General features: G+C 38.9%; 20 protein-coding genes. 11 read left to right on the top strand and 9 right to left on the bottom strand.

The genetic code is table 11. The features are described from left to right. Positions 1-22: 22 nt before the first annotated feature. On the bottom strand, positions 23-1,015 hold the full coding sequence (locus MLE13_RS12625; RefSeq protein WP_240750039.1) for a lipoate--protein ligase: 993 nt from the start codon (positions 1,013-1,015) through the stop codon (positions 23-25). A 144-nt stretch (positions 1,016-1,159) separates the two neighbouring features. On the opposite strand from MLE13_RS12625, the gene yhfH reads away from it, so the two are divergent. After that, complete coding sequence (gene yhfH, locus MLE13_RS12630; protein ID WP_065526877.1) at positions 1,160-1,285, top strand: protein YhfH; 126 nt, start codon at positions 1,160-1,162, stop codon at positions 1,283-1,285. 194 nt (positions 1,286-1,479) lie between these two features. Here yhfH and MLE13_RS12635 read toward each other — a convergent pair whose 3' ends face one another. The 3 genes from MLE13_RS12635 to hemE form a co-directional block, all read right to left on the bottom strand. Next, the gene (locus MLE13_RS12635; protein ID WP_240750040.1) at positions 1,480-1,950 is read right to left on the bottom strand and encodes a FixH family protein; all 471 of its coding nucleotides are present in this window, start codon (positions 1,948-1,950) and stop codon (positions 1,480-1,482) included. Positions 1,951-2,029: 79 nt separating this feature from the next. Continuing rightward, positions 2,030-2,959, bottom strand: coding sequence for a ferrochelatase (hemH, locus tag MLE13_RS12640; RefSeq protein WP_240750041.1), 930 nt, complete (start codon positions 2,957-2,959; stop codon positions 2,030-2,032). Between the two features lie 25 nt (positions 2,960-2,984). Further along, positions 2,985-4,031 carry a uroporphyrinogen decarboxylase gene (gene hemE, locus MLE13_RS12645; RefSeq protein WP_240750042.1) on the bottom strand — a complete coding sequence of 349 codons (1,047 nt, stop codon included), beginning with the start codon at positions 4,029-4,031 and terminating at the stop codon, positions 2,985-2,987. Positions 4,032-4,239: 208 nt separating this feature from the next. Here hemE and MLE13_RS12650 point away from each other — a divergent pair, with 208 nt between their 5' ends. The 3 genes from MLE13_RS12650 (at position 4,240) to MLE13_RS12660 (ending at position 7,127) form a co-directional block, all read left to right on the top strand. Further along, positions 4,240-4,752, top strand: coding sequence for an antibiotic biosynthesis monooxygenase family protein (locus MLE13_RS12650; protein ID WP_240750043.1), 513 nt, complete (start codon positions 4,240-4,242; stop codon positions 4,750-4,752). A 53-nt stretch (positions 4,753-4,805) separates the two neighbouring features. Further along, a complete protein-coding gene (locus MLE13_RS12655) occupies positions 4,806-5,801 on the top strand; it encodes a sodium:calcium antiporter (RefSeq protein ID WP_240750044.1) in 996 nt (331 codons plus the stop codon). A gap of 153 nt (positions 5,802-5,954) precedes the next feature. Beyond that, positions 5,955-7,127, top strand: coding sequence for a M20 metallopeptidase family protein (locus MLE13_RS12660; protein ID WP_240750045.1), 1,173 nt, complete (start codon positions 5,955-5,957; stop codon positions 7,125-7,127). A gap of 40 nt (positions 7,128-7,167) precedes the next feature. Here MLE13_RS12660 and MLE13_RS12665 read toward each other — a convergent pair whose 3' ends face one another. Next, on the bottom strand, positions 7,168-8,370 hold the full coding sequence (locus tag MLE13_RS12665; RefSeq protein ID WP_240750046.1) for an ABC transporter permease: 1,203 nt from the start codon (positions 8,368-8,370) through the stop codon (positions 7,168-7,170). Beyond that, entirely contained in the window at positions 8,354-9,103 is a 750-nt protein-coding gene (locus MLE13_RS12670) for an ABC transporter ATP-binding protein (protein WP_240750047.1), read from the bottom strand. Before MLE13_RS12670 ends, MLE13_RS12665 begins: the two co-directional genes overlap by 17 nt. A gap of 109 nt (positions 9,104-9,212) precedes the next feature. Here MLE13_RS12670 and MLE13_RS12675 point away from each other — a divergent pair, with 109 nt between their 5' ends. The 7 genes from MLE13_RS12675 (at position 9,213) to MLE13_RS12705 (ending at position 13,482) form a co-directional block, all read left to right on the top strand. Further along, positions 9,213-9,644, top strand: a complete 432-nt coding sequence (locus MLE13_RS12675; protein WP_240750048.1) for an HIT family protein — start codon at positions 9,213-9,215, stop codon at positions 9,642-9,644. A 104-nt stretch (positions 9,645-9,748) separates the two neighbouring features. After that, entirely contained in the window at positions 9,749-10,279 is a 531-nt protein-coding gene (locus MLE13_RS12680) for a tryptophan transporter (RefSeq protein ID WP_240750049.1), read from the top strand. Between the two features lie 123 nt (positions 10,280-10,402). Beyond that, positions 10,403-10,822 carry a YtxH domain-containing protein gene (locus tag MLE13_RS12685; protein WP_240750050.1) on the top strand — a complete coding sequence of 140 codons (420 nt, stop codon included), beginning with the start codon at positions 10,403-10,405 and terminating at the stop codon, positions 10,820-10,822. A 206-nt stretch (positions 10,823-11,028) separates the two neighbouring features. Further along, complete coding sequence (locus tag MLE13_RS12690; protein WP_240750051.1) at positions 11,029-11,592, top strand: HTH-type transcriptional regulator Hpr; 564 nt, start codon at positions 11,029-11,031, stop codon at positions 11,590-11,592. A gap of 100 nt (positions 11,593-11,692) precedes the next feature. Then, the gene (locus tag MLE13_RS12695) at positions 11,693-12,238 is read left to right on the top strand and encodes a DUF3267 domain-containing protein (RefSeq protein ID WP_240750052.1); all 546 of its coding nucleotides are present in this window, start codon (positions 11,693-11,695) and stop codon (positions 12,236-12,238) included. Positions 12,239-12,299: 61 nt separating this feature from the next. Further along, entirely contained in the window at positions 12,300-12,485 is a 186-nt protein-coding gene (locus tag MLE13_RS12700; RefSeq protein WP_006828367.1) for a hypothetical protein, read from the top strand. A 106-nt stretch (positions 12,486-12,591) separates the two neighbouring features. Beyond that, positions 12,592-13,482, top strand: a complete 891-nt coding sequence (locus tag MLE13_RS12705; protein WP_240750053.1) for a peptidylprolyl isomerase — start codon at positions 12,592-12,594, stop codon at positions 13,480-13,482. Positions 13,483-13,596: 114 nt separating this feature from the next. Here the strand turns inward: MLE13_RS12705 and yhaM are convergent, their stop codons facing one another. The 3 genes from yhaM to MLE13_RS12720 are packed head-to-tail and all read right to left on the bottom strand — an operon-like array spanning position 13,597 to position 18,594. Further along, the gene (yhaM, locus tag MLE13_RS12710) at positions 13,597-14,535 is read right to left on the bottom strand and encodes a 3'-5' exoribonuclease YhaM (RefSeq protein WP_065527812.1); all 939 of its coding nucleotides are present in this window, start codon (positions 14,533-14,535) and stop codon (positions 13,597-13,599) included. Further along, positions 14,532-17,372, bottom strand: a complete 2,841-nt coding sequence (locus tag MLE13_RS12715) for an ATP-binding protein (protein WP_240750054.1) — start codon at positions 17,370-17,372, stop codon at positions 14,532-14,534. The genes yhaM and MLE13_RS12715 overlap by 4 nt, the downstream gene beginning before the upstream one ends. 4 nt (positions 17,373-17,376) lie before the next feature. Further along, positions 17,377-18,594 carry a metallophosphoesterase family protein gene (locus tag MLE13_RS12720; RefSeq protein WP_240750055.1) on the bottom strand — a complete coding sequence of 406 codons (1,218 nt, stop codon included), beginning with the start codon at positions 18,592-18,594 and terminating at the stop codon, positions 17,377-17,379. Positions 18,595-18,619 lie beyond the last annotated feature (25 nt).

An 18,619-nucleotide genomic window follows, 5' to 3' on the forward strand; every position in this document is an offset into this window, starting at 1 on the left:
AATGCAGACTCTTCGGAAGTTCTTAATAAATTAATTTCAAAAATTCTTCTTTCGTAATCCCGCCAAGTAGTTTGGGTATGTCAATTTCGGCAATAGCTTCCTCTAGAGAAGCTCGTTCGTATTTTGAACCAGCAATTGCTTGCTCAACTTCAGATATATCTCCAACACCGAAAAAATCGCCAAAAATATGAGCGTCTTGAACAATTCCTTTCTCTACTTGCAAGCGGACATCAATGCCGCCGACCGGGAAGCGATGAGAATGTTTAATATTGAATTTAGGCGACTTCCCATAATTCCAATCCCAGTTGCCATAACGTTCATTTGATAATTCGTGAATATTTTTCCAATCTTCTTCTGTCAGTTTATAATGACGGACATTTTCTTCACCTTCGAAGATTGAGTGCAAAACTGCATGTCGGAAATTCTCAACTGACATAGGCTCTTTTAAAAACTCAGAAATATTCGCCACACGGCTGCGAATTGACTTAATGCCTTTTGATTCAATTTTTTCTTTGCTTACTTTTAGAGCAGATACTACGGCTTCGATTTCTGTATCGAATAATAAAGTTCCATGACTGAACATGCGCCCTCTAGTTGAGAACTGTGCATTTCCCGATATCTTCCGACCTTCTGCCATTAAATCATTGCGTCCAGAAAGTTCCGCATTTACGCCAAGGCTTTGTAACGCTTGTACAACAGGCTCAGTGAATTTACGGAAGTTACGGAAACTTTCCCCATCATCTACTGTGATGAAACTGTAATTTAAATTGCCCAAATCGTGATAAACTGCTCCTCCGCCAGACAAACGACGAACTACATGAATGCCATTTGAATCTACATAATCGGTATTAATCTCTTCAGCTGTGTTTTGGTTTTTTCCGATGATGATAGATGGCTCATTGATATAAAACAGAAGAAATGGATCTTTTTCAACATCCATTGTTTTCAACAAATATTCTTCGATTGCTAAGTTAATCCGTGGGTCTGTGATGCCATTGTTGTCTACGAAATACATAATCTCTCTCCTTTTAACTATCTTCCTTTCTATAGTTTAACGGATTATTTAAATTAATTCACTATTTAGGGTTGACGAATCCCAACTGTTATAATACACTGTTTTAAACACCAACAGTACTATAACAAAAAGGAGATGGAAGTTATGATTGAAAACGTAGTTGAATTTTTCAAGAACTTGCCCCCGAAACAGTGCGTGTCATGTGGAGAAAAAATGGAAGAGCAGCATGAGTGTTATGGTACTAAATGTGATTCCTGCAATAATTTATAAAATCAGCTAAAACTAATGACCAAACGAAGCGGCTCTAATGAGCGCCGCTTCGTTTTTTATGTTCTATTGCTCTAAGGTCCCTTAGAAAAACCATCACACTTTCTGTACCATAACAGCAAGCTACTTCAACATCGCTAAACCGCTAAAAATTTAAAGATAAAAAGACACCGCCAAAGCGATGTCTTTTTTCTGTATTAATGTCCGGAATGGTCTTCCATTTTATCCATACCTTGTGCATCATCACTGTCATCCGAAACGATTGAGGCTGGATCTGGATCGCCAACGGTTATTTCTTGTTTTGGCATTAAATGCAACGAACGCGCTGTAGTATGTGCCTGCATAAAATACAGACCTTCTTCTTTAAAGCTCGTTTGTGCTTCATAAATACCATTTTCGGTATGTTCAGCCGGAATCATTACGCTATTATTGCGATCTCCTGATTGCCATACTTCATAAACAACTTCATCTGCGTCTTCCACAGCTTCATCGGCTTGAGTCACTGTAACGGATAAGACAATATCTTCGGCTGGCTCTGCCTGTGTGTCGGTATTAAATGCTACCATTACTTCTTCTACTTGAGCACCTGTACCAGAAGATTCTGCTTCTCCTGATCCACACGCGGCGAGAAGTAATAATGGCAATCCAAGCCATGCAAGTTTTTTCATAACCAATTCTCCTCTATATATGGGACGATTCAACAGTAAATCGGTCGATCAATTGACTGATAGTTAATTGCTTTAAAACCTATTCAGCTAACTCACGTAAAACTACATCAGTTAATGCATCGATAAATAATGGCTGTACGTTTGGCATTTCTGGACGACGGTAAGTTGCCCCGATGTCATCGCACACCACTTTACATTCGTAATCATTATCATAAAGAACTTCTAAATGATCTGTCACAAATCCAACTGGGGTGTAAACAAAAGATGTATAGCCTTTTTGTTCAAACAAATCACGTGTTAAGTCTTGGACGTCTGGGCCAATCCAAGGTTCACCGGTTTGCCCAGCACTTTGCCAGCCGACTTCTACGTTTTTAACGCCTGTCGCTTGTTGAATCATTTCAGCCGTTTCTTTTAATTGATCTGGGTATGGGTCGCCATTTGCAATAATCTTCTCTGGCAATGAATGTGCAGATACGATTAAGCATGATTTCGCGCGTTCTTCTTCTGACATTTCAGCAAATGCCGCAGTTACTTTCTCAGTCCAATATTGGATGAATTTCGGTTCTTTGTACCAGCTTTCAACAGAAGTTAATGAAATGCCTGCTGTTTCAGCAGCTTCTGCTGCACGACCATTATATGATTTCACAGAGAATGTTGAGAAATGAGGAGCCAAGACGATTGAGACAGCTTCTGTAATGCCGTCTTTTTTCATTTCTTCTACGCCATCTTCTACAAATGGCTCAATGTGTTTAAGGCCCAAATACATTTTGAATTCAATATCATCTTGAACTTCATTTAAACAATCACACAGGCCATTTGCTTGGTCTAATGTAATTTTCGCAAGTGGCGAAATACCACCAATTGCTTTGTAACGGCTCTTTAAGTCTTCAAGACTTTCTTCACTTGGCTTACGCCCACGTCGAATATGTGTATAATAACGTTCAATATCGTCTTCTGAGTATGGCGTACCGTATGCCATCACTAATAATCCCATTTTCTTCTTCAACATAATCACCTCTACGTAAGTTTTGTACTTATTTTAAATTGCTTTTGTGTGCAGTACTGTATTCATGAACAAATGAAGTTAAGCGCTTCAATGTATCTGGATTAACTTCTGGGAAAACGCCATGGCCAAGGTTAAAAATGTAACCATCATTTTGCATACCCATATCTAAAATCTTTTTCGTGCGTTCTTCGATAACTGACCAGTCGGCCAATAAATAAGAAGGATCTAAATTGCCTTGCAAAGTTTTTGTTAATCCCATTGAACGGGCTTCTGAAATCGGCAAGCGCCAATCTAGACCCACTACATCTACTGGCAGCTCATGCCATTCTTTTGCTAAATGACTTGCGCCTACTCCAAAGATTGTCAATGGTACATTTTCTGTACGCAATTCAGCAAAAATACGATCCATTACCGGTTTGATAAAAATACGGTAATCTTCAACGTTTAATGCGCCAACCCATGAATCGAAAATTTGGATTGCTTTTGCGCCTGCTTTAATTTGAGCTTTTACATAAGGAATAATTGTATCCGCTAATTTGTCCATTAATGCAAACCACATCGCTGGTTCTGAAACCATCATCGCTTTTGTTTTGTTGTAACTCTTAGAAGGTCCGCCTTCGATCATATAGCTCGCTAATGTGAAAGGTGCACCAGAAAATCCGATTAACGGTACATTTAATTGCTCTTGTGTTAACAAACGAATTGTTTCAAGAACATAATCAACGTCTTGTTCTGGATTGATTTCTCCTAAACGCTCGATATCCGCCATTGTGCGAATTGGGTTATCGATCACTGGGCCAATTCCAGATTTTATTTTTACATCAACACCAATTGCAGGCAATGGCGTTACGATGTCTTTGTAAAGAATTGCTGCATCGTTATTGTATTGATCTACTGGAAGTTTTGTTACGTAGGCGCATAGCTCTGGCTGGTGCGTAATTTCTTCTAACGAATATTTTTCTTTTATTTTGCGGTATTCAGGTTGCGAACGTCCAGCTTGTCTCATATACCAAACCGGTACGTGATCTGTTTTTTCTCCACGGGCTGCGCGAAGATAAGTATCATTAAATGTCATGAATGTTTCATCCCTTCGATGTGCTACTCTACTTTTGTCTACCTATATCCGTCTATACTATAGACGTTCCGTACTATATTGTATAGATTCCAAGCGCATTTGTCATAAATTTGACGCTTCTCTTTTCACTTGTTTGACAAACCTGTTTCATGTAGTTTTCAATAGGGAAGTATATAATAGTATATATACATACTTAGGAGGGGTTTTAATGAATTTTTACATGACAACAGGAACATACGATTTTATGAAAAAAATGCGTGACAAACACCCACAAGAGAATATGGTAGTGATGCAAGGCGAAGGTACTACCTTAATGATCCATGAAACTGAAGGCAAAACGATTTTCCAAACACCTCGTCGCTATGAGGTTGTTGATGGAACAGGAGATTTTAAAGAAAAAGGATATTTTGTTTTAAATAATATTCCAGTTTCAGACGAAGGCCGTCCTGTTTTCGAACATCGTTTTAAAAATAGAGCAGGTGCTATTGAAAATGAACCTGGATATGTTGCTTTTCGTGTTCTAAGACCACTCGATTCAGATACGTATATTGTTTTGACTGAATGGGAATCTCCAGCTTTCTATGAGAAATGGAAAGAGTCACAAGCATTTGCAAAAGCTCATTCTGCCAAACCAGAAGCTGAAACGAGTGCACAACGACCAAATATTTTCTCTGGTGTTTCTTATGTCAGCACTTACCGAGCTAAACCTGAAGAAGAATGATGACCACAACCCATATACTAATGGTTTGTCGGTAAGTTAAGGAGGAAAATTATTTGGTTTTTGTTATTTTCATATTAGCAGCGGCACTTACTGTGTTCGCATCTATCAAACTATCTCAATACGCCGATGTCATTAGTTCAAAAACGGCTATGGGCGGCATGATGGTTGGTACGCTACTTTTGGCAGGTGCGACTTCCCTTCCCGAAGTATCAACTAGTTTCTCAGCAGCAGCCATTGGCAATGCAGATATTGCTGTTGGGAACATGATTGGCTCGAATTTGTTCAATTTGTTCATTCTTGCAGGATTCGATTTTCTTCTTAGAAGACGACAAATTTTAAACCGAGCTTCACGCAACAATATTTACACAGCCCTCCTTGGAATTTTGTTGACTGTTCTGGTTGTTATGGCTCTTTTACTCCGCCTAGATACGCAAATCTTTGGCGTTGGACTGGACGCGTTGTTAATCGCCGTTACCTATATTATAGGGATGGTGGTTATAAACAAACTCCCTTCATTAGATCCTGAAGCAGAAGCCATTGTAGAATCAGAAGAAGAACCTGACAATCCAAGTGCTTCATTATCACCAAAAGCAGCAATTCTTCGTTTCATCATCGCTGCTTTAGTTATCCTAGCAGCGGGTACTGCCTTGTCCATTACGGGAGACCAAATTGCGATTATTACTGGCATCGGATCAAGTTTTATCGGCAGTTTCTTGATTGCGGCTGCAACATCCCTGCCAGAAGCTATCTCTGTTTTTATCGCATTGCGATTAAACAATGTCAATATGGCTGTCGGCGCAATTCTCGGGAGCAATATTTTCAACATGATTATTCTTGCACTATCTGATCCTGTTTATACTGCAGGACCGATTATGTTAGATGTATCTGGAGCGAACATGATAATCGCTGTGGGTGTACTCATTATGTCGTTGTTAGCTTTGTTTTCACTTTACCGAAAAGAAAGTCCATCAACCTTATCTTATGCAATCCCATCAGTGATTATTCTCATTGTGTACTTTGCAGCATCTTATTTAAACTTCACTTATTAATAACTAAAAAGACATAGATTCCTCTGAAAAACAGAGAAATCTATGTCTTTTTCTTTGTGTACATAAACTCTACACTAATATTCACCAATATTTACTCTTTCGCATATTCGGAATTTTTTGTGATATGCTTAAATAAAAAAAGGAGTGCTACATATGCTTACTAAATTATACGCAGCCTTAGATGCTGCTTATCCAGAAATGGTTGAAATTCGTCGCCACTTACATATGCACCCTGAGCCATCTTTCCATGAAACTGAAACAGCTCGTTATATTCTCTCCTATTATGAAAAATTAGGCGTTGATGTTAAAAGTAATGTTGGTGGGAATGGTGTTGTTGCTACGATTAAAGGAGCCAAACCTGGGAAAACTGTAGCTTTACGTGCCGATTTTGATGCCTTGCCAATCCAAGACCAAAAAGAAAATGTACCTTACCGCTCTACTGTTGATGGCGTCATGCACGCTTGTGGGCATGATGGCCATACAGCTACTCTTTTAGTACTCGGTAAAACACTTTTTGATATGCGCGATGAATTGGAAGGAACCTATGTATTAATCCATCAACATGCCGAAGAACTTGTGCCTGGTGGCGCAAAATCAATGATTGCAGCCGGAGTTCTAGACGGAGTTGATGCCATTTTCGGTACTCACCTTTGGTCTATGACGCCATTTGGTCGAATTGATACGCGTGTCGGCCCGCTCATGGCAGCTGCAGATAGCTTCACGCTAAAAGTACAAGGTCGAGGAGGTCACGGCGCTAGTCCTCATGAAACGATTGATGCTGTGGTAGTAGGTTCTCAAATTGTCTCTAATCTTCAAACTTTAGTATCTAGACGGGTAGATCCATTAGAATCCGCCGTGTTATCCATCGGTTCGTTTGTTGCACAAAATCCATTCAATATCATTGCGGACCAAGCGGTATTATCCGGAACCGTTCGTACATTTAAAGAAGATGTTCGAAGCTTAATGGAAACTGACATGGAACGTGTGATTAAAGGAACGAGTTTGGCCAATAACAGCGATTACGAATTTAATTACAAGCGAGGCTACTCTGCTGTTATTAATCACGAAAACGAAACTTTGTTTGTTAACGACATCGCGGCTACCGTACCAGGAGTTACCGAAGTTTATGACTGCCCACCTCAAATGGGTGGTGAAGATTTTGCTTACTATCTGGAGGAAATTCCCGGTTCTTTCTTCTTCACTGGCGCCATGCCTGACGAGGATGTGTATCCTCACCATCATCCGAAATTCGATTTTAAAGAAGAAGCAATGCTGATTGCTGCAAAAACATTAGGTTCAGCTGCCATTCATTTTAATAAAGAATAAAAACAAAGCCCAACATCTTTTTTTAGATGTTGGGCTTTGTTTATTTCTTTTTATTTTTCAAAACAGTAACTGTAACGAATGAAACGGTTAAAATAATGACAAATGTCAGCAATGCTGTAACAGGTTTACCTAGTATAAGAAGAACTATAGTAGCTACTATACTCTGCAGTAATTGCAGCCCGATAATTAGCTTCCAAACTGCTCCCTGTCTACTAAAACGAGTGAGTGGAAATAAATTATCCATTCGAAAATGCTGCGTATGTGTCAGCCCTTGCCAAATTTGAATCGCTGTCGCGAATGCCAAAGCTCCTGCAAACAAGGCAACCCCGATTTGAAACGGAATAAACCAAGCTCCTACCAGTATAATCGCAGTTAACCTTACCCATAAGTAAAACAATTCGTCTGAGCGGATAAAGGTTCTACATACAAGATACAAATGGGCATTTTTCGGCCCGGGTTTGATCCATCCATAACTCCAATTTAACCAAGTTCTCGCTTTTATTTTGCCTTTTAAATGAGGCACATCGGTAAAGTAATTAGCGAATTGATAAAAGCGCAACATGCGATTTTCTTCCAAGCCAATAAAATGCTCATAAGCAAAAGGCTTCCCTACCGCTTTACGGGCAATCCATTTGCCATAAAAAATAATAATGAACAAAATAACGACTGCGACTACTAATAAGTTTTCTATATAAAAGTAGACAAAAAATCCAACTAATAGAAAACGTACAAACCGGTCAAGCCAAACTCGCTCTCCTGCCCCCTGCTTCCGAAAAGCAAATTCTGTTTGAACGTTCCACCATTTGATCAGCAACAGCAAAATCGGAAAACCGATTAAAAACGACGACGATAAGCCATATAATGCATTAACCATCGGCAATGAAACAATGAAAACAATGACTGGCAAATACAATTGAGACAAAAACGACCATCTTAAAGCCGGTTTTAAAAAATCATCTAGCTTGCTTTCTAATGGTAAAAAATACACCATGTCCGCTTCTTTCAATAAAGTTGATGGTGGACTGAGCGCTAATAATAATCCGAAAATCACGGCTAGTAATAACGCTCCTGGAAATTCAGGCGGGACGTCTTGAATCCATTCACTATAAGCAAACCCTGCTGCTCCTAAAGCAAATAGCATAACAACTGCGATGTGACCTGTCACAATATATTTCAAGTAGTTTTGGACTTCAATAGTATACTTATGAAGTCGTCTTGACCAAATATCATGCAAATTCTTCATTTAGCTCATCCTCGGTCATCGCAATATATAAATCATCTAGTGAGGCGTCGGGCATATTAAATGCCTGTCGTAAATCAACCATCGTTCCACTTGCTCGAACACGCCCATTATGTAGCAAAATGATCCGGTCGCAATAGCGTTCAGCTGTCGACAAAATATGCGTCGACATTAACACTGAAGCACCTTTTTTCTTTTGTTGTTCCATTTGGTCCAATAAAGATTTAATCCCCAGTGGATCGAGTCCAACAAAAGGTTCATCGATAATGTAAAGCGCAGGGTTTACTAAAAATGCACTCATAATCATCACTTTTTGACGCATTCCTTTAGAAAAATGCGATGGGAACCATTTCAAACGCTTTTCCATCCGGAATTCCTTCAATAATTCTGCAGATCGTTTTTCAAACTGTTTCGGGTCTATATTATAAGCCATCGCAGTTAGTTCAAGATGTTCTCGTAAAGTAAGTTCTTCATACAATACCGGAGTTTCGGGAATATATGAAAAAGATGAACGATAACTGTCCATATCTTCTTCGAAGGTTTTACCATTCAAACGGATTTCTCCCGATTTTGGTTGCATCATTCCAATAATGTGCTTAATCGTGGTACTTTTGCCTGCACCATTCAAGCCAATCAATCCAACAAGCTCACCTTTTCCAATCGAAAATGTCACATCTTGCAAAACAGGTTTCCGTGTATATCCACCTGTTAATGCATCCACTTCCAAAATAGCCATCCACTACACCTCTTTCTTTCTATTAAACTATTGTATCAAAACTAGCTGTCGAATTCTTTTTTGATATGGCAAATATGGTAAAATGAGAAAAATGGAAAGGATGATACTAATGACAAATTGTATTTTCTGCAAAATCATTGCAGGCGAGATTCCTAGCGTAAAGATTTATGAAGATGAACATGTATTTGCCTTTATGGATATTATGCCTTTATCAAAAGGACATACCTTACTCATTCCTAAAACACATCGTGAATTTGTCTATGATATGACACCAGAAGAAGCAGGAAATCTATTTTCTGTTGCACCTAAAATTGCAAAAGCAATTAATGAAACATTCCAGCCCGAAGGCATGAATTTACTAAATAATAATGGTGCTAAAGCAGGACAAAGTGTATTCCATTTCCACTTACACTTTATCCCACGTTACGGTGAAACTGACGGCTTCGGCGCAAAATGGATAACAAAAGAGAAAGAATTTACTTCTGAGCATATTCAAGAACTTGCGGAAAGTGTAAAAACAAAGCTAAACGCAGATGCTTGATTTTCTCAAGTAGACAGGATAGAATCAATATAAGTTTTTCGCCGGCGGTCACGAGGACACGACCGGGAAAAAGAAAATAGCGTAGAGCTGAGGAGAGATGAGAAATGAATACGAAGAATCTAGTTTTAATGGCGTTGTTGGTCAGCGTCGGAGCCACACTTTATGTAGTAATCCCAGGCATCAATGGCGGGATGAAACCTGACTTTATGTTAACCATGATGTTTGTTGGTATTCTTTTATTTCCAAATGTAAAAAGTGTCTTTTTGTTAGCAGTCACAACTGGTGTTTTATCCGGACTGTTCTCGACATTCCCAGGCGGATTTTTTCCGAATATCATCGATAAATTTATCACGGCTTTCGTTTTTCTTGCTTTGGTGATGATTTTGAAGAAATTCGTTACTAAGCTGCCTGTTACGATTGGTCTGGTAGCAATTGGAACTTTATTATCTGGAGCGATCTTCCTTTCTGCAGCAATATTTGTAATTGGTGCTAATATTCCTTTTACGTTATTGCTTGTTACTGTAGTTTTACCTGCGGTATTGTTAAACGGAGTTGCTTTTGCTTTAATTTATCCGATTGTGATTACATTGGTCAAGCGTTCAAAACTCGATACAGCTGTTTCACAAGCTGCATAAGACAAATGCTCTCCTCTGTTTTTACAGGGAGAGCATTTTCTATTGAATAGTCATTCATAAATATGTTTCAATTAGGTATAATAGAGGAAAAGAAGTACATAGAAAGAAAGGGGCGTTTCACATATGAAAGCATCAAGATTTTTCTTAGGACTTACAACGGGGTTAGCAGCTGGAGCTGCAGCGGCATTATTTTCTGCTCCACAATCAGGACAGGATTTTCGCTCTAGTGTGAAATCGGCATCATCTGAATGGAAAGATTACTTAACTGAACTAAAAGACAAAGTAAATGGCTTGAAAGAATCTATCAACCATATGACAGAAGAGGCTAAATCGCAATTGCCTGAAGCTGTTGAAGGATTGAAAGCTTCACTAGAAACATGGACAGAGAGCACTGCTCCTGCAAAAGAACATCTTCAGCTTGAAATCATGGCAATTCAAAATGCCATCGAAGAATTACAAAACACTATTAGTAAAGACAAGCAAGCTAAACCCGATAGTAAACCAAAATCAGAAAAAGTTGATGATGATACAGAAAGTGCATAAACCAGCGACCTTCGGGTGGCTGGTTTTTTATCTTTATTTTCGCAAAAAAGCACCATAACACGTATTTATAGCCATTTCAAAACAGTTTCCCCTCGCTCTTTCCTATAAAATCTTCTTGTTGTAAATTATTTTACTATTCTTACTTTAATTACGTTTGCTTTACTGCTATAATAAAGAAAAGATTTTGGAGGAAAGTTGGTGCCTGTGTGAACGAGAAAGAATACTCGATGAAAGAAGCCATGTTGTTTAGTCAACGCATCGGTCAATTGTCAAAAGCACTATGGAAAGCGGTAGAAAAAGATTGGCAAATGTGGATAAAACCTTATGACTTGAATATTAATGAGCACCACATCCTTTGGATCTCCTACCATTTAAAAGGAGCTTCAATTTCAGATGTGGCAAAATTTGGTGTTATGCACGTTTCGACAGCTTTTAACTTCTCTAAAAAATTAGAAGAACGTGAATTACTATCATTTTCAAAACGCGATACAGACAAAAGAAATACCTATGTACAGTTAACAGAAAAAGGCGAAGCTTTAATGCAAGAAATGATTGAGAACTATCATGAAACACCACACTCTGTCATTGATGGCTCCCTGCCGTTACGTGAAATGTATGGAAAGTTCCCAGAATTCATGGATATTATGGCTGTTATTCGTAATATTTATGGAGATGATTTCATGGAAATTTTCGAAGCTTCTTTCAAAAATATTGAGAATAAATTCACTGAAGAAAATCATGTAATCACGCATCAAAAAACTCAGCAATAATAAGTACTTTTTTTTAAAAAAATTATGGTTGCATTTCCTTATAAATCATTGTATTGTATGTAGCGAATCAAAAATGAATTTAGTAATAGGGGATGCAAACATGCACTGCTGGAAAACAATTAATTTAAAAAAACAATATGGATTTGACCGGCTTTTCATGATTTCGGCACTTTTCGGAATCGCTGTATTTATGACTGCCTATATTGGGCTTACAATCATATATGCCACTCCCTTATCCGATCAGTATTTCCTTATTTTTATAGTGGCCTTACTTGGCATTTATCCACTGCATAAGCTTTTGCATTTTATACCGTTAATCGGATGCCATAAATCATTAAAATTTATTATTCGTAAACAAATGAAGGTTTGCCCTTCTATATCACTTCATATCAATGAACCAGTTCCAAAAATTCGGTTTCTATTATCACTAGCAACTCCCTTTCTCGTATTAAATACGGTTCTGGTGACGCTGAGTCTTATGTTACCGGCTTTCAGCCATTACTTCGCTATGCTTTTAGCCTATCATTGTGCATTATGTTTAACAGACATCATCTACCTTCGTAACTTAGCGCGTTCACCTAAATATGCGTTAATAGAAGAAACAGATACGGGCTTTGAAATTCTTGTGCCTCCGGTGATGAGCTGATATCTGCTTTTTCTTCCCTTTTTTGTTATACTAGGAAGTAAAGTTAGAGGGGAGGAAATTCATGATTATCGCATTTATCGTTATGTTCTCCGTGTTTTATCTTTTTCAGATTAACCGGATGACATTGGCATTAGTCACTTCTAGAGAAATCCCGGAAGAAAATCACCAAAAAATATTCCGGACAATTAATATATTAATTACAATACTACTGGTATCGTTGTATGTAGGCGTAGAATTTACACCTTAAATCACTTGCCTTCTGGCAAGTGTATTTTTTTAGGAACTTTGCATACTGTTATACGTTTATAGTATAGTAACTACTGCATATACATAGAAAGTTGGGAGCGAATTCAATGAAAAAGTCCTTTTTAACATTTACGTTAGCAGCATCTGTATTAGCTTTATCTGCTTGCAGCGACAGCGGTGATGGAGAAGCTATCGTAACTTCCGATGTTGGCGATATCACAAAAAATGATCTTTACGAAGAAATGAAAACATCAATCGGTGAGCAAGCAATTCAAATTTTACTCATTGAAAAAGTACTTGCAGACAAATACGAAGTAACTGACAAAGAAGTAAATGCTGAATATGAAAGCAATAAAGAAGAGCTTGGCGAAAGCTTTGATCAGTTTCTTGCTGAAAATAACCAAACAGAAGAAAGCTATAAAAAAGTGATTCGTTTGAACTTATTGCAAGAAAAAGCATTGACCGAAGGCGTTGAAGTGACTGATGAAGAACTACAGGATTACTACGACCGTCAAGGTACTGAATTAAATGCACGTCATATTCTTGTAGCTGATGAAGAAACTGCTAACTCGCTTAAAAAGCAATTAGATGAAGGTGCAGATTTCGCGAAATTAGCTGAAGAAAATTCAACAGATACTGGCTCTGGTGCAAACGGCGGTAACCTTGATTGGTTCGGACCAGGCGCGATGGTTCCTGAATTTGAAGAAGTTGCTTATGGTCTTGAAGTTGATGAAATTAGTGAACCTGTAGCATCAGAATTTGGCTTCCATATCATCCAAGTTCTTGAGAAACGTCAAATTGAAGACCAGCCTGCTCTAGAAGATCAAAAAGAAGAGCTACGCACAGAATTAGCACTTACAAAAGCAGATCAGACTACTTTACTTCCAAAAGTTGCTGATCTTATGAAAGAAGCAAATATCGAAATTAAAGACAAAGATCTTGAGGGTGCTTTGGATGATATTTTAAATCCAGAAACACCTGAAGCTCCAGCCGAATAATAAACAACCACTCTCCGCCTCAACAGGTATCTTTTAACTTGTTGAGGCGGTTTTTTTTATGTGAAAAAGCTGAGAAGAATAGACCATTCTTTTCAGCTTTTAGTTAAGTGCTTATTAAATTTTCGGTTTGTAAAAAGAGCGATTGTCTAAAGCAAAAACACGTTCCGAAAACTCGCCTTCTTTTGTTTTTCCAAGAACACGATCCAACATCATCATCTTCGCATCGATGTTGTCAATATAATGCAACATCTCCGCTTCTTTAAGCATTGGCTTTTTCGGACTGCCCCACTCTTCTTTGCCATGATGTGAAAGGATAATATGCTGTAAGAGCATAACTTCTTCCCCTTCAATTTCTAGCTCTTCTGCAGCCTTCGCTACTTCCGTTACCATAATCGAGATATGCCCAATTAAATTACCTTCAACAGTATACGTGGTTGCGATGGGTCCAGATAGCTCGATGACTTTCCCAATATCATGTAGAATAATTCCTGCAAATAACAAATCTTTGTTGAGCCCGGGATAGATCTCTGTTAAAGACTTTCCTAATTTCAGCATCGATACGACGTGATCTGCTAGACCTGATACGTAGTCATGATGATTGCGTGTTGCTGCTGGGTAGGTTAAAAATTGCTGTTGGTATTTTTTTAGCATAAAACGGGTGATTCGTTGGATTTGAGGATTTTCCATCTCAAACAAATACTTCATGACTTCTTCAAGCAACTCATCTGCTGATTTTTCAGAAGACGGCATTAAATCTGAAATCGACTGATTTTCTTCAGGTTTTGCCGGTCTAATGCTCTTAATGCGCAATTGGTTTTTCCCGCGGTAGTTATGGATTTCTCCACCTACGCGGACAATTACTTCAGCTGCGAATATTTTTTCCTGCTCATCTTTTGTGTCCCATAATTTCGCTTCAATGTCTCCGCTCTTATCTTGTAACACAAGCGAGATAAATGGATTGCCAGTAGTCGTGACTCCTTTAACTGATTGCTTGATCAGTAAGAATACATCGACTGTTTCCCCCACTGCATACTGTGTAATTCCTTTGGTCATGAATGAACGCTCCTTTCGGTATTGGCCAAATGAATGATTTGTGCAGTTGGCCAAGCCTGTTGCATATCTTCGTGGCATGTAAAGTAAATAAATTGATACTCTTCTTGCAACTCTTTAACTAAGTTTATCATTTGCTGCAACCGACTGCGATCAAAATGGACAAAAGCATCATCCATAATAATTGGAAACGGATGACTTTCTTTCATTGATACAGCTAACGACAGTCTTAATGCCAAATAAGCTTGTTCTTTTGTTGCTTGACTCAGTTCCGCAACCGGGAAATAAGTGCCATCTTGACGCTTTGCTTCAAAATAACCCGTTCGATTCATGTCCAGTTCGTGGTAAGCACCATTCGTTAGCTTACTAAAATAACGCTGGGCATTTGCCAATACAGCAGGAAGCTTTTTCTCTTTAAGTTCGTTCATCGTTTGGTTGATCGCTTCGACTATCGCTTTGTTGACTGACCATTGTTTCGCTAAATCAACAAAACTTGCTTTTTTTTCTTCAAATTGCTGGAGCTTTTCTTCGTACGAAGTATCTGACACTAACATTTGTGTTAGTTGCTGTTTGTCCGCTTGTTCTTTCAACAACTCATTTCGCTCCGCTTTTAATTGATTCAATTCTACTTGAATTTGTTCAATTGCCAGCTGTGCATCTTCAGGCGCCCAGTTTGGTCGCAACTCCACGCCTCCGATTGATTGTAATTGTTCTTGGGTCAATTGGAGTGCTCGTTCCACTTCCTGTTTCTTTTCCCACTCGTCAGCTAATCGGTAAAAATCAAAAACTTCTTCCGCTTGAGCGTATGTCAATAAAGTCTGTTGTTCTTTTTCAAGTTGTTTTTGGAGTGCTAGTAACTGATCATGTTTTTCTTGCAAATTAGATCGTTCATTTCTGACTTTATGCCAGTGTTCTTGCTTTTCTTTTCGTATCGATAGTTCAGAGCGCAATGAAGCAATCAACCCTTCGGTTGCTACTTCTTTCCCACATGCTTGTTGTGCTTTGTCTACCCACTCTTGTTGCTGGGCTTTTAGTTTCTCAATCTCGCCATTAATGCGCAGTAGACGTGAAGAAGCAGCATGAACTTTGCGTAACTTTCCAAAAAGCTCCATTGCCATTGTACGACGAACAGATGGACTTAAACCGATTTCTCGTAACAATTGCTGATAAGCTGTTTCAGTTTGAGAACTTGATTTGATAGATGCGTAACTAGCTACATTCTTTTTGCTTGCCTCGATATTGTTCATCAGTGCATCTAGCTGTAAGTCAAACTCTGCCACTTTTTTCGCAATCGTTTCGTACTCCTGTTCTTTACCTCCATATTTTTTGAGCACCTCAGAATAGTTGTCTGGCAACTCATCGGATTTTCTCGCTTTCATGAAAAGCCAGAGACCCGCACCCATTGCTGCTAGCCCAATTACTATAAGTAAAACAGTAGCTTGTATAAAGCCATAAGCTGCAACAACTAACCCGACACCTATTAACGCAAATTTGACGAGTCGGTCTTGTTTCGTATTGTCTTTTTGAAACTTAGAAGCAGCCTTAGCTTCTGCTAACTGAGCTGAAACTATCGGCCACTCTTCTGCAGCTAGTCGTTCCTTTTCGTTTGGTTCTTGAGCTAGAAATTTTGCTAGATTTTGTTCTGCACGCGCCAAATTGCTTTTTTCTTCCTGCAAACTACGTTGATTGAAACGCTGATTTTCTTCTTCTAAATCTAACTCTTTTAATCGCTCGGCTAACTGCTCTTCTTGGCTTAAAGAAACATCTACTGCCATCGCTTGTTGTTCAGTAAGTCCAAGAAGAGATAATAGTTCTTCGCGTTCTTCAGTTAAGTCGATTGCCTCGTTTTGCTTTTGAACCAATTGAACGTTTAATTGATGCCAATCAGATTCACGATTTAACAAATTCTCAATAAACTCTATTGAATCCACTTCGTCGGGATTGTTTAAACGATTAAGCTGATTGCTTATATATTCCACGTCTGCTTTGGTTTGCGTCAGTTGATCTACTAAGCGGTCCATTTGTCTTCTGCCTTCAGCTGGAAACTGATGGATTTCCACTCTTTCTAACTGATTGGTCAATTTCAATTTGTTCGCAAATAAAGGCGCTGCTTGTTGCCATTTCGTGATTTTTTTAAGGTCCTGTTCTTTTGCCGTTTCTTCATCTTCTATATCCTGTAGACGCTGTCCAATGGCCTGTAATCGTTCAATTGAAGGACTATAAAGTTCTGCTCGCTGTCGGTAGTCTTTTAACTCTTTTTCCATTTCCCGAAGTTCTTCAGCTAGTGCATTTATTAGCGGTTTACGGCCACTCTTTTTAAATAGCTCAGCCATTTGTTTTTCCAGCTGACTTTCTAAATGAGTCAAGGCATCAATGCCTGTCGTACCAGAAGCAAGTAATGTGCGACTGAGTTCGGTTTCACTTAATTGATCAAGTCCTTGTAATTCATGAACCGAAAACGAAAAAACCGCTTCAAAAGAAGCGCGATCGTAATTTCGCAACACTTGCTTCAATTCAGTCTCTCCACCTCGTCGACCATCTTCAAAAAGTACCGTAACATCTCCAGCCGATTTCCCTTTGATCCGTTCAATGACCAGCTTGCCATATTGCGGATCTGTTAAGTAAAGCTGGCCACCATATTTACCACCATTTTTCGGCTCATAGCGCAATTGTGTTTGATTACGTGCTGGAAACCCAAAAAGAACTTGAATGATAAATTGTTGAACTGTCGTTTTTCCTGCTTCATTCGGTCCATAAAACAACACCATTTGTTGTCCTAATTCGATGGTTCTGTTTTCATGCTTGCCAAATCCATAAATCACTAATTTTTCGATTTTCATGTCGTCACTCTCCCACCTGCATCGTACGCCGAATTTTTTGGACGGCTGCTAGTTGAAGCTCTCTAATGGTTTGTTTTTCTACTGGCTCTAAAAAACGACTGCTTTTCGGATGTCGATACAAATCCTGTAGCACCACTTTCCAATCGTCCGTTTCCCAGCTTGCCATTGTATCGATTAATGTTGCACCTAACGGAGAAAGTTCAGCATCTTCATCTGTTTGCTGCAAATGTATCGCTTGAATCCAAACAAAACAATCTAATTCCTCCACCGATTCTCTTAGCATCTCTAGTAATTCACTCTCTGGAACTTCAGCAAGTAAACCGAAACTATCTTGATCCAATTCTGTAAGTACCAATTCAATAATAGCTGTTCCTACTGTTTCACTAAAAAGACTTAGTTGTTTTTGGCACAGCTCAATTACTTCGTTCATATGAAAAATGCCTTTACCAGAGACCACTACTTGGTCGAATTGAACAACAGACGTTGGAATAAATTCTAATTGTGTCGTTACTTTTGATAACGTCACTTCATAAAAGCCTTTTTCACCTGATTCTTTCAGGTGTCGACCTTGAATATTTCCGGGGTACACCATCGCAGGCTCAAGGTAGAGCTCTTGGCGCTTGTGGATATGCCCTAACGCCCAATAATCATATTGCTTACTGAGTAGCTGTTCTTTTTTAAAAGGCGCATACACAGCGTGTGTAGCGTCTCCTTCAAGACTGCCGTGAAGAAGACCAATATGATAGCTGTCTAAACTTTGTGCCACTGGGTAATGCTCAACCATGGATTCACTCACGTGACGCTTGCCATAGCTAAAACCTGTAAAGATGACAGGGCCAGCAGCTGTATTTAGCGTGAACTGTGAAACCGTTTCATCAAACACATATACATTCTGTGGAAGTTCAAAACGTGTCCACTTACCACTCAAGTGATCGTGATTGCCAAAGCATATAACAACGGGAATGTTTTTCTCGGAGAGTTGTTGCATCCCTTTTTGAAAACGCGCTTGTGCCCGAATATTTCGATCTTCCCCGTCATAAATATCGCCCACAATACACACAAAATCTGGATGGGTTTTTAACGCATATTGAATCAGTCGATCAAATGCTGCTAATGTGCTATCTTTTAATTGTTTCCACTGCTCTTTTTGCAAATCCTTCATGCCGATAAAAGGGCTTCCTAAATGCAAATCTGCTGTGTGGATAAATCGAATCGACTCCATGAATAATCCCCTTTTAGCTACCGAA

This window comes from Planococcus halocryophilus, from assembly GCF_022489025.1.
Taxonomy (GTDB): domain Bacteria; phylum Bacillota; class Bacilli; order Bacillales_A; family Planococcaceae; genus Planococcus; species Planococcus halocryophilus_A.

Excerpts from the sequence above, each read along its gene's own strand:
- MLE13_RS12625 (WP_240750039.1), bottom strand. The coding sequence starts at position 1,015 with ATGTATTTCGTAGACAACAATGGCATCACAGACCCACGGATTAACTTA.
- yhfH (WP_065526877.1), top strand. The coding sequence starts at position 1,160 with ATGATTGAAAACGTAGTTGAATTTTTCAAGAACTTGCCCCCGAAACAG.
- MLE13_RS12635 (WP_240750040.1), bottom strand. The coding sequence starts at position 1,950 with ATGAAAAAACTTGCATGGCTTGGATTGCCATTATTACTTCTCGCCGCG.
- hemH (WP_240750041.1), bottom strand. The coding sequence starts at position 2,959 with ATGTTGAAGAAGAAAATGGGATTATTAGTGATGGCATACGGTACGCCA.
- hemE (WP_240750042.1), bottom strand. The coding sequence starts at position 4,031 with ATGACATTTAATGATACTTATCTTCGCGCAGCCCGTGGAGAAAAAACA.
- MLE13_RS12650 (WP_240750043.1), top strand. The coding sequence starts at position 4,240 with ATGAATTTTTACATGACAACAGGAACATACGATTTTATGAAAAAAATG.
- MLE13_RS12660 (WP_240750045.1), top strand. The coding sequence starts at position 5,955 with ATGCTTACTAAATTATACGCAGCCTTAGATGCTGCTTATCCAGAAATG.
- MLE13_RS12665 (WP_240750046.1), bottom strand. The coding sequence starts at position 8,370 with ATGAAGAATTTGCATGATATTTGGTCAAGACGACTTCATAAGTATACT.
- MLE13_RS12670 (WP_240750047.1), bottom strand. The coding sequence starts at position 9,103 with ATGGCTATTTTGGAAGTGGATGCATTAACAGGTGGATATACACGGAAA.
- MLE13_RS12675 (WP_240750048.1), top strand. The coding sequence starts at position 9,213 with ATGACAAATTGTATTTTCTGCAAAATCATTGCAGGCGAGATTCCTAGC.
- MLE13_RS12680 (WP_240750049.1), top strand. The coding sequence starts at position 9,749 with ATGAATACGAAGAATCTAGTTTTAATGGCGTTGTTGGTCAGCGTCGGA.
- MLE13_RS12685 (WP_240750050.1), top strand. The coding sequence starts at position 10,403 with ATGAAAGCATCAAGATTTTTCTTAGGACTTACAACGGGGTTAGCAGCT.
- MLE13_RS12695 (WP_240750052.1), top strand. The coding sequence starts at position 11,693 with ATGCACTGCTGGAAAACAATTAATTTAAAAAAACAATATGGATTTGAC.
- MLE13_RS12700 (WP_006828367.1), top strand. The coding sequence starts at position 12,300 with ATGATTATCGCATTTATCGTTATGTTCTCCGTGTTTTATCTTTTTCAG.
- MLE13_RS12705 (WP_240750053.1), top strand. The coding sequence starts at position 12,592 with ATGAAAAAGTCCTTTTTAACATTTACGTTAGCAGCATCTGTATTAGCT.
- yhaM (WP_065527812.1), bottom strand. The coding sequence starts at position 14,535 with ATGACCAAAGGAATTACACAGTATGCAGTGGGGGAAACAGTCGATGTA.
- MLE13_RS12715 (WP_240750054.1), bottom strand. The coding sequence starts at position 17,372 with ATGAAAATCGAAAAATTAGTGATTTATGGATTTGGCAAGCATGAAAAC.
- MLE13_RS12720 (WP_240750055.1), bottom strand. The coding sequence starts at position 18,594 with ATGGAGTCGATTCGATTTATCCACACAGCAGATTTGCATTTAGGAAGC.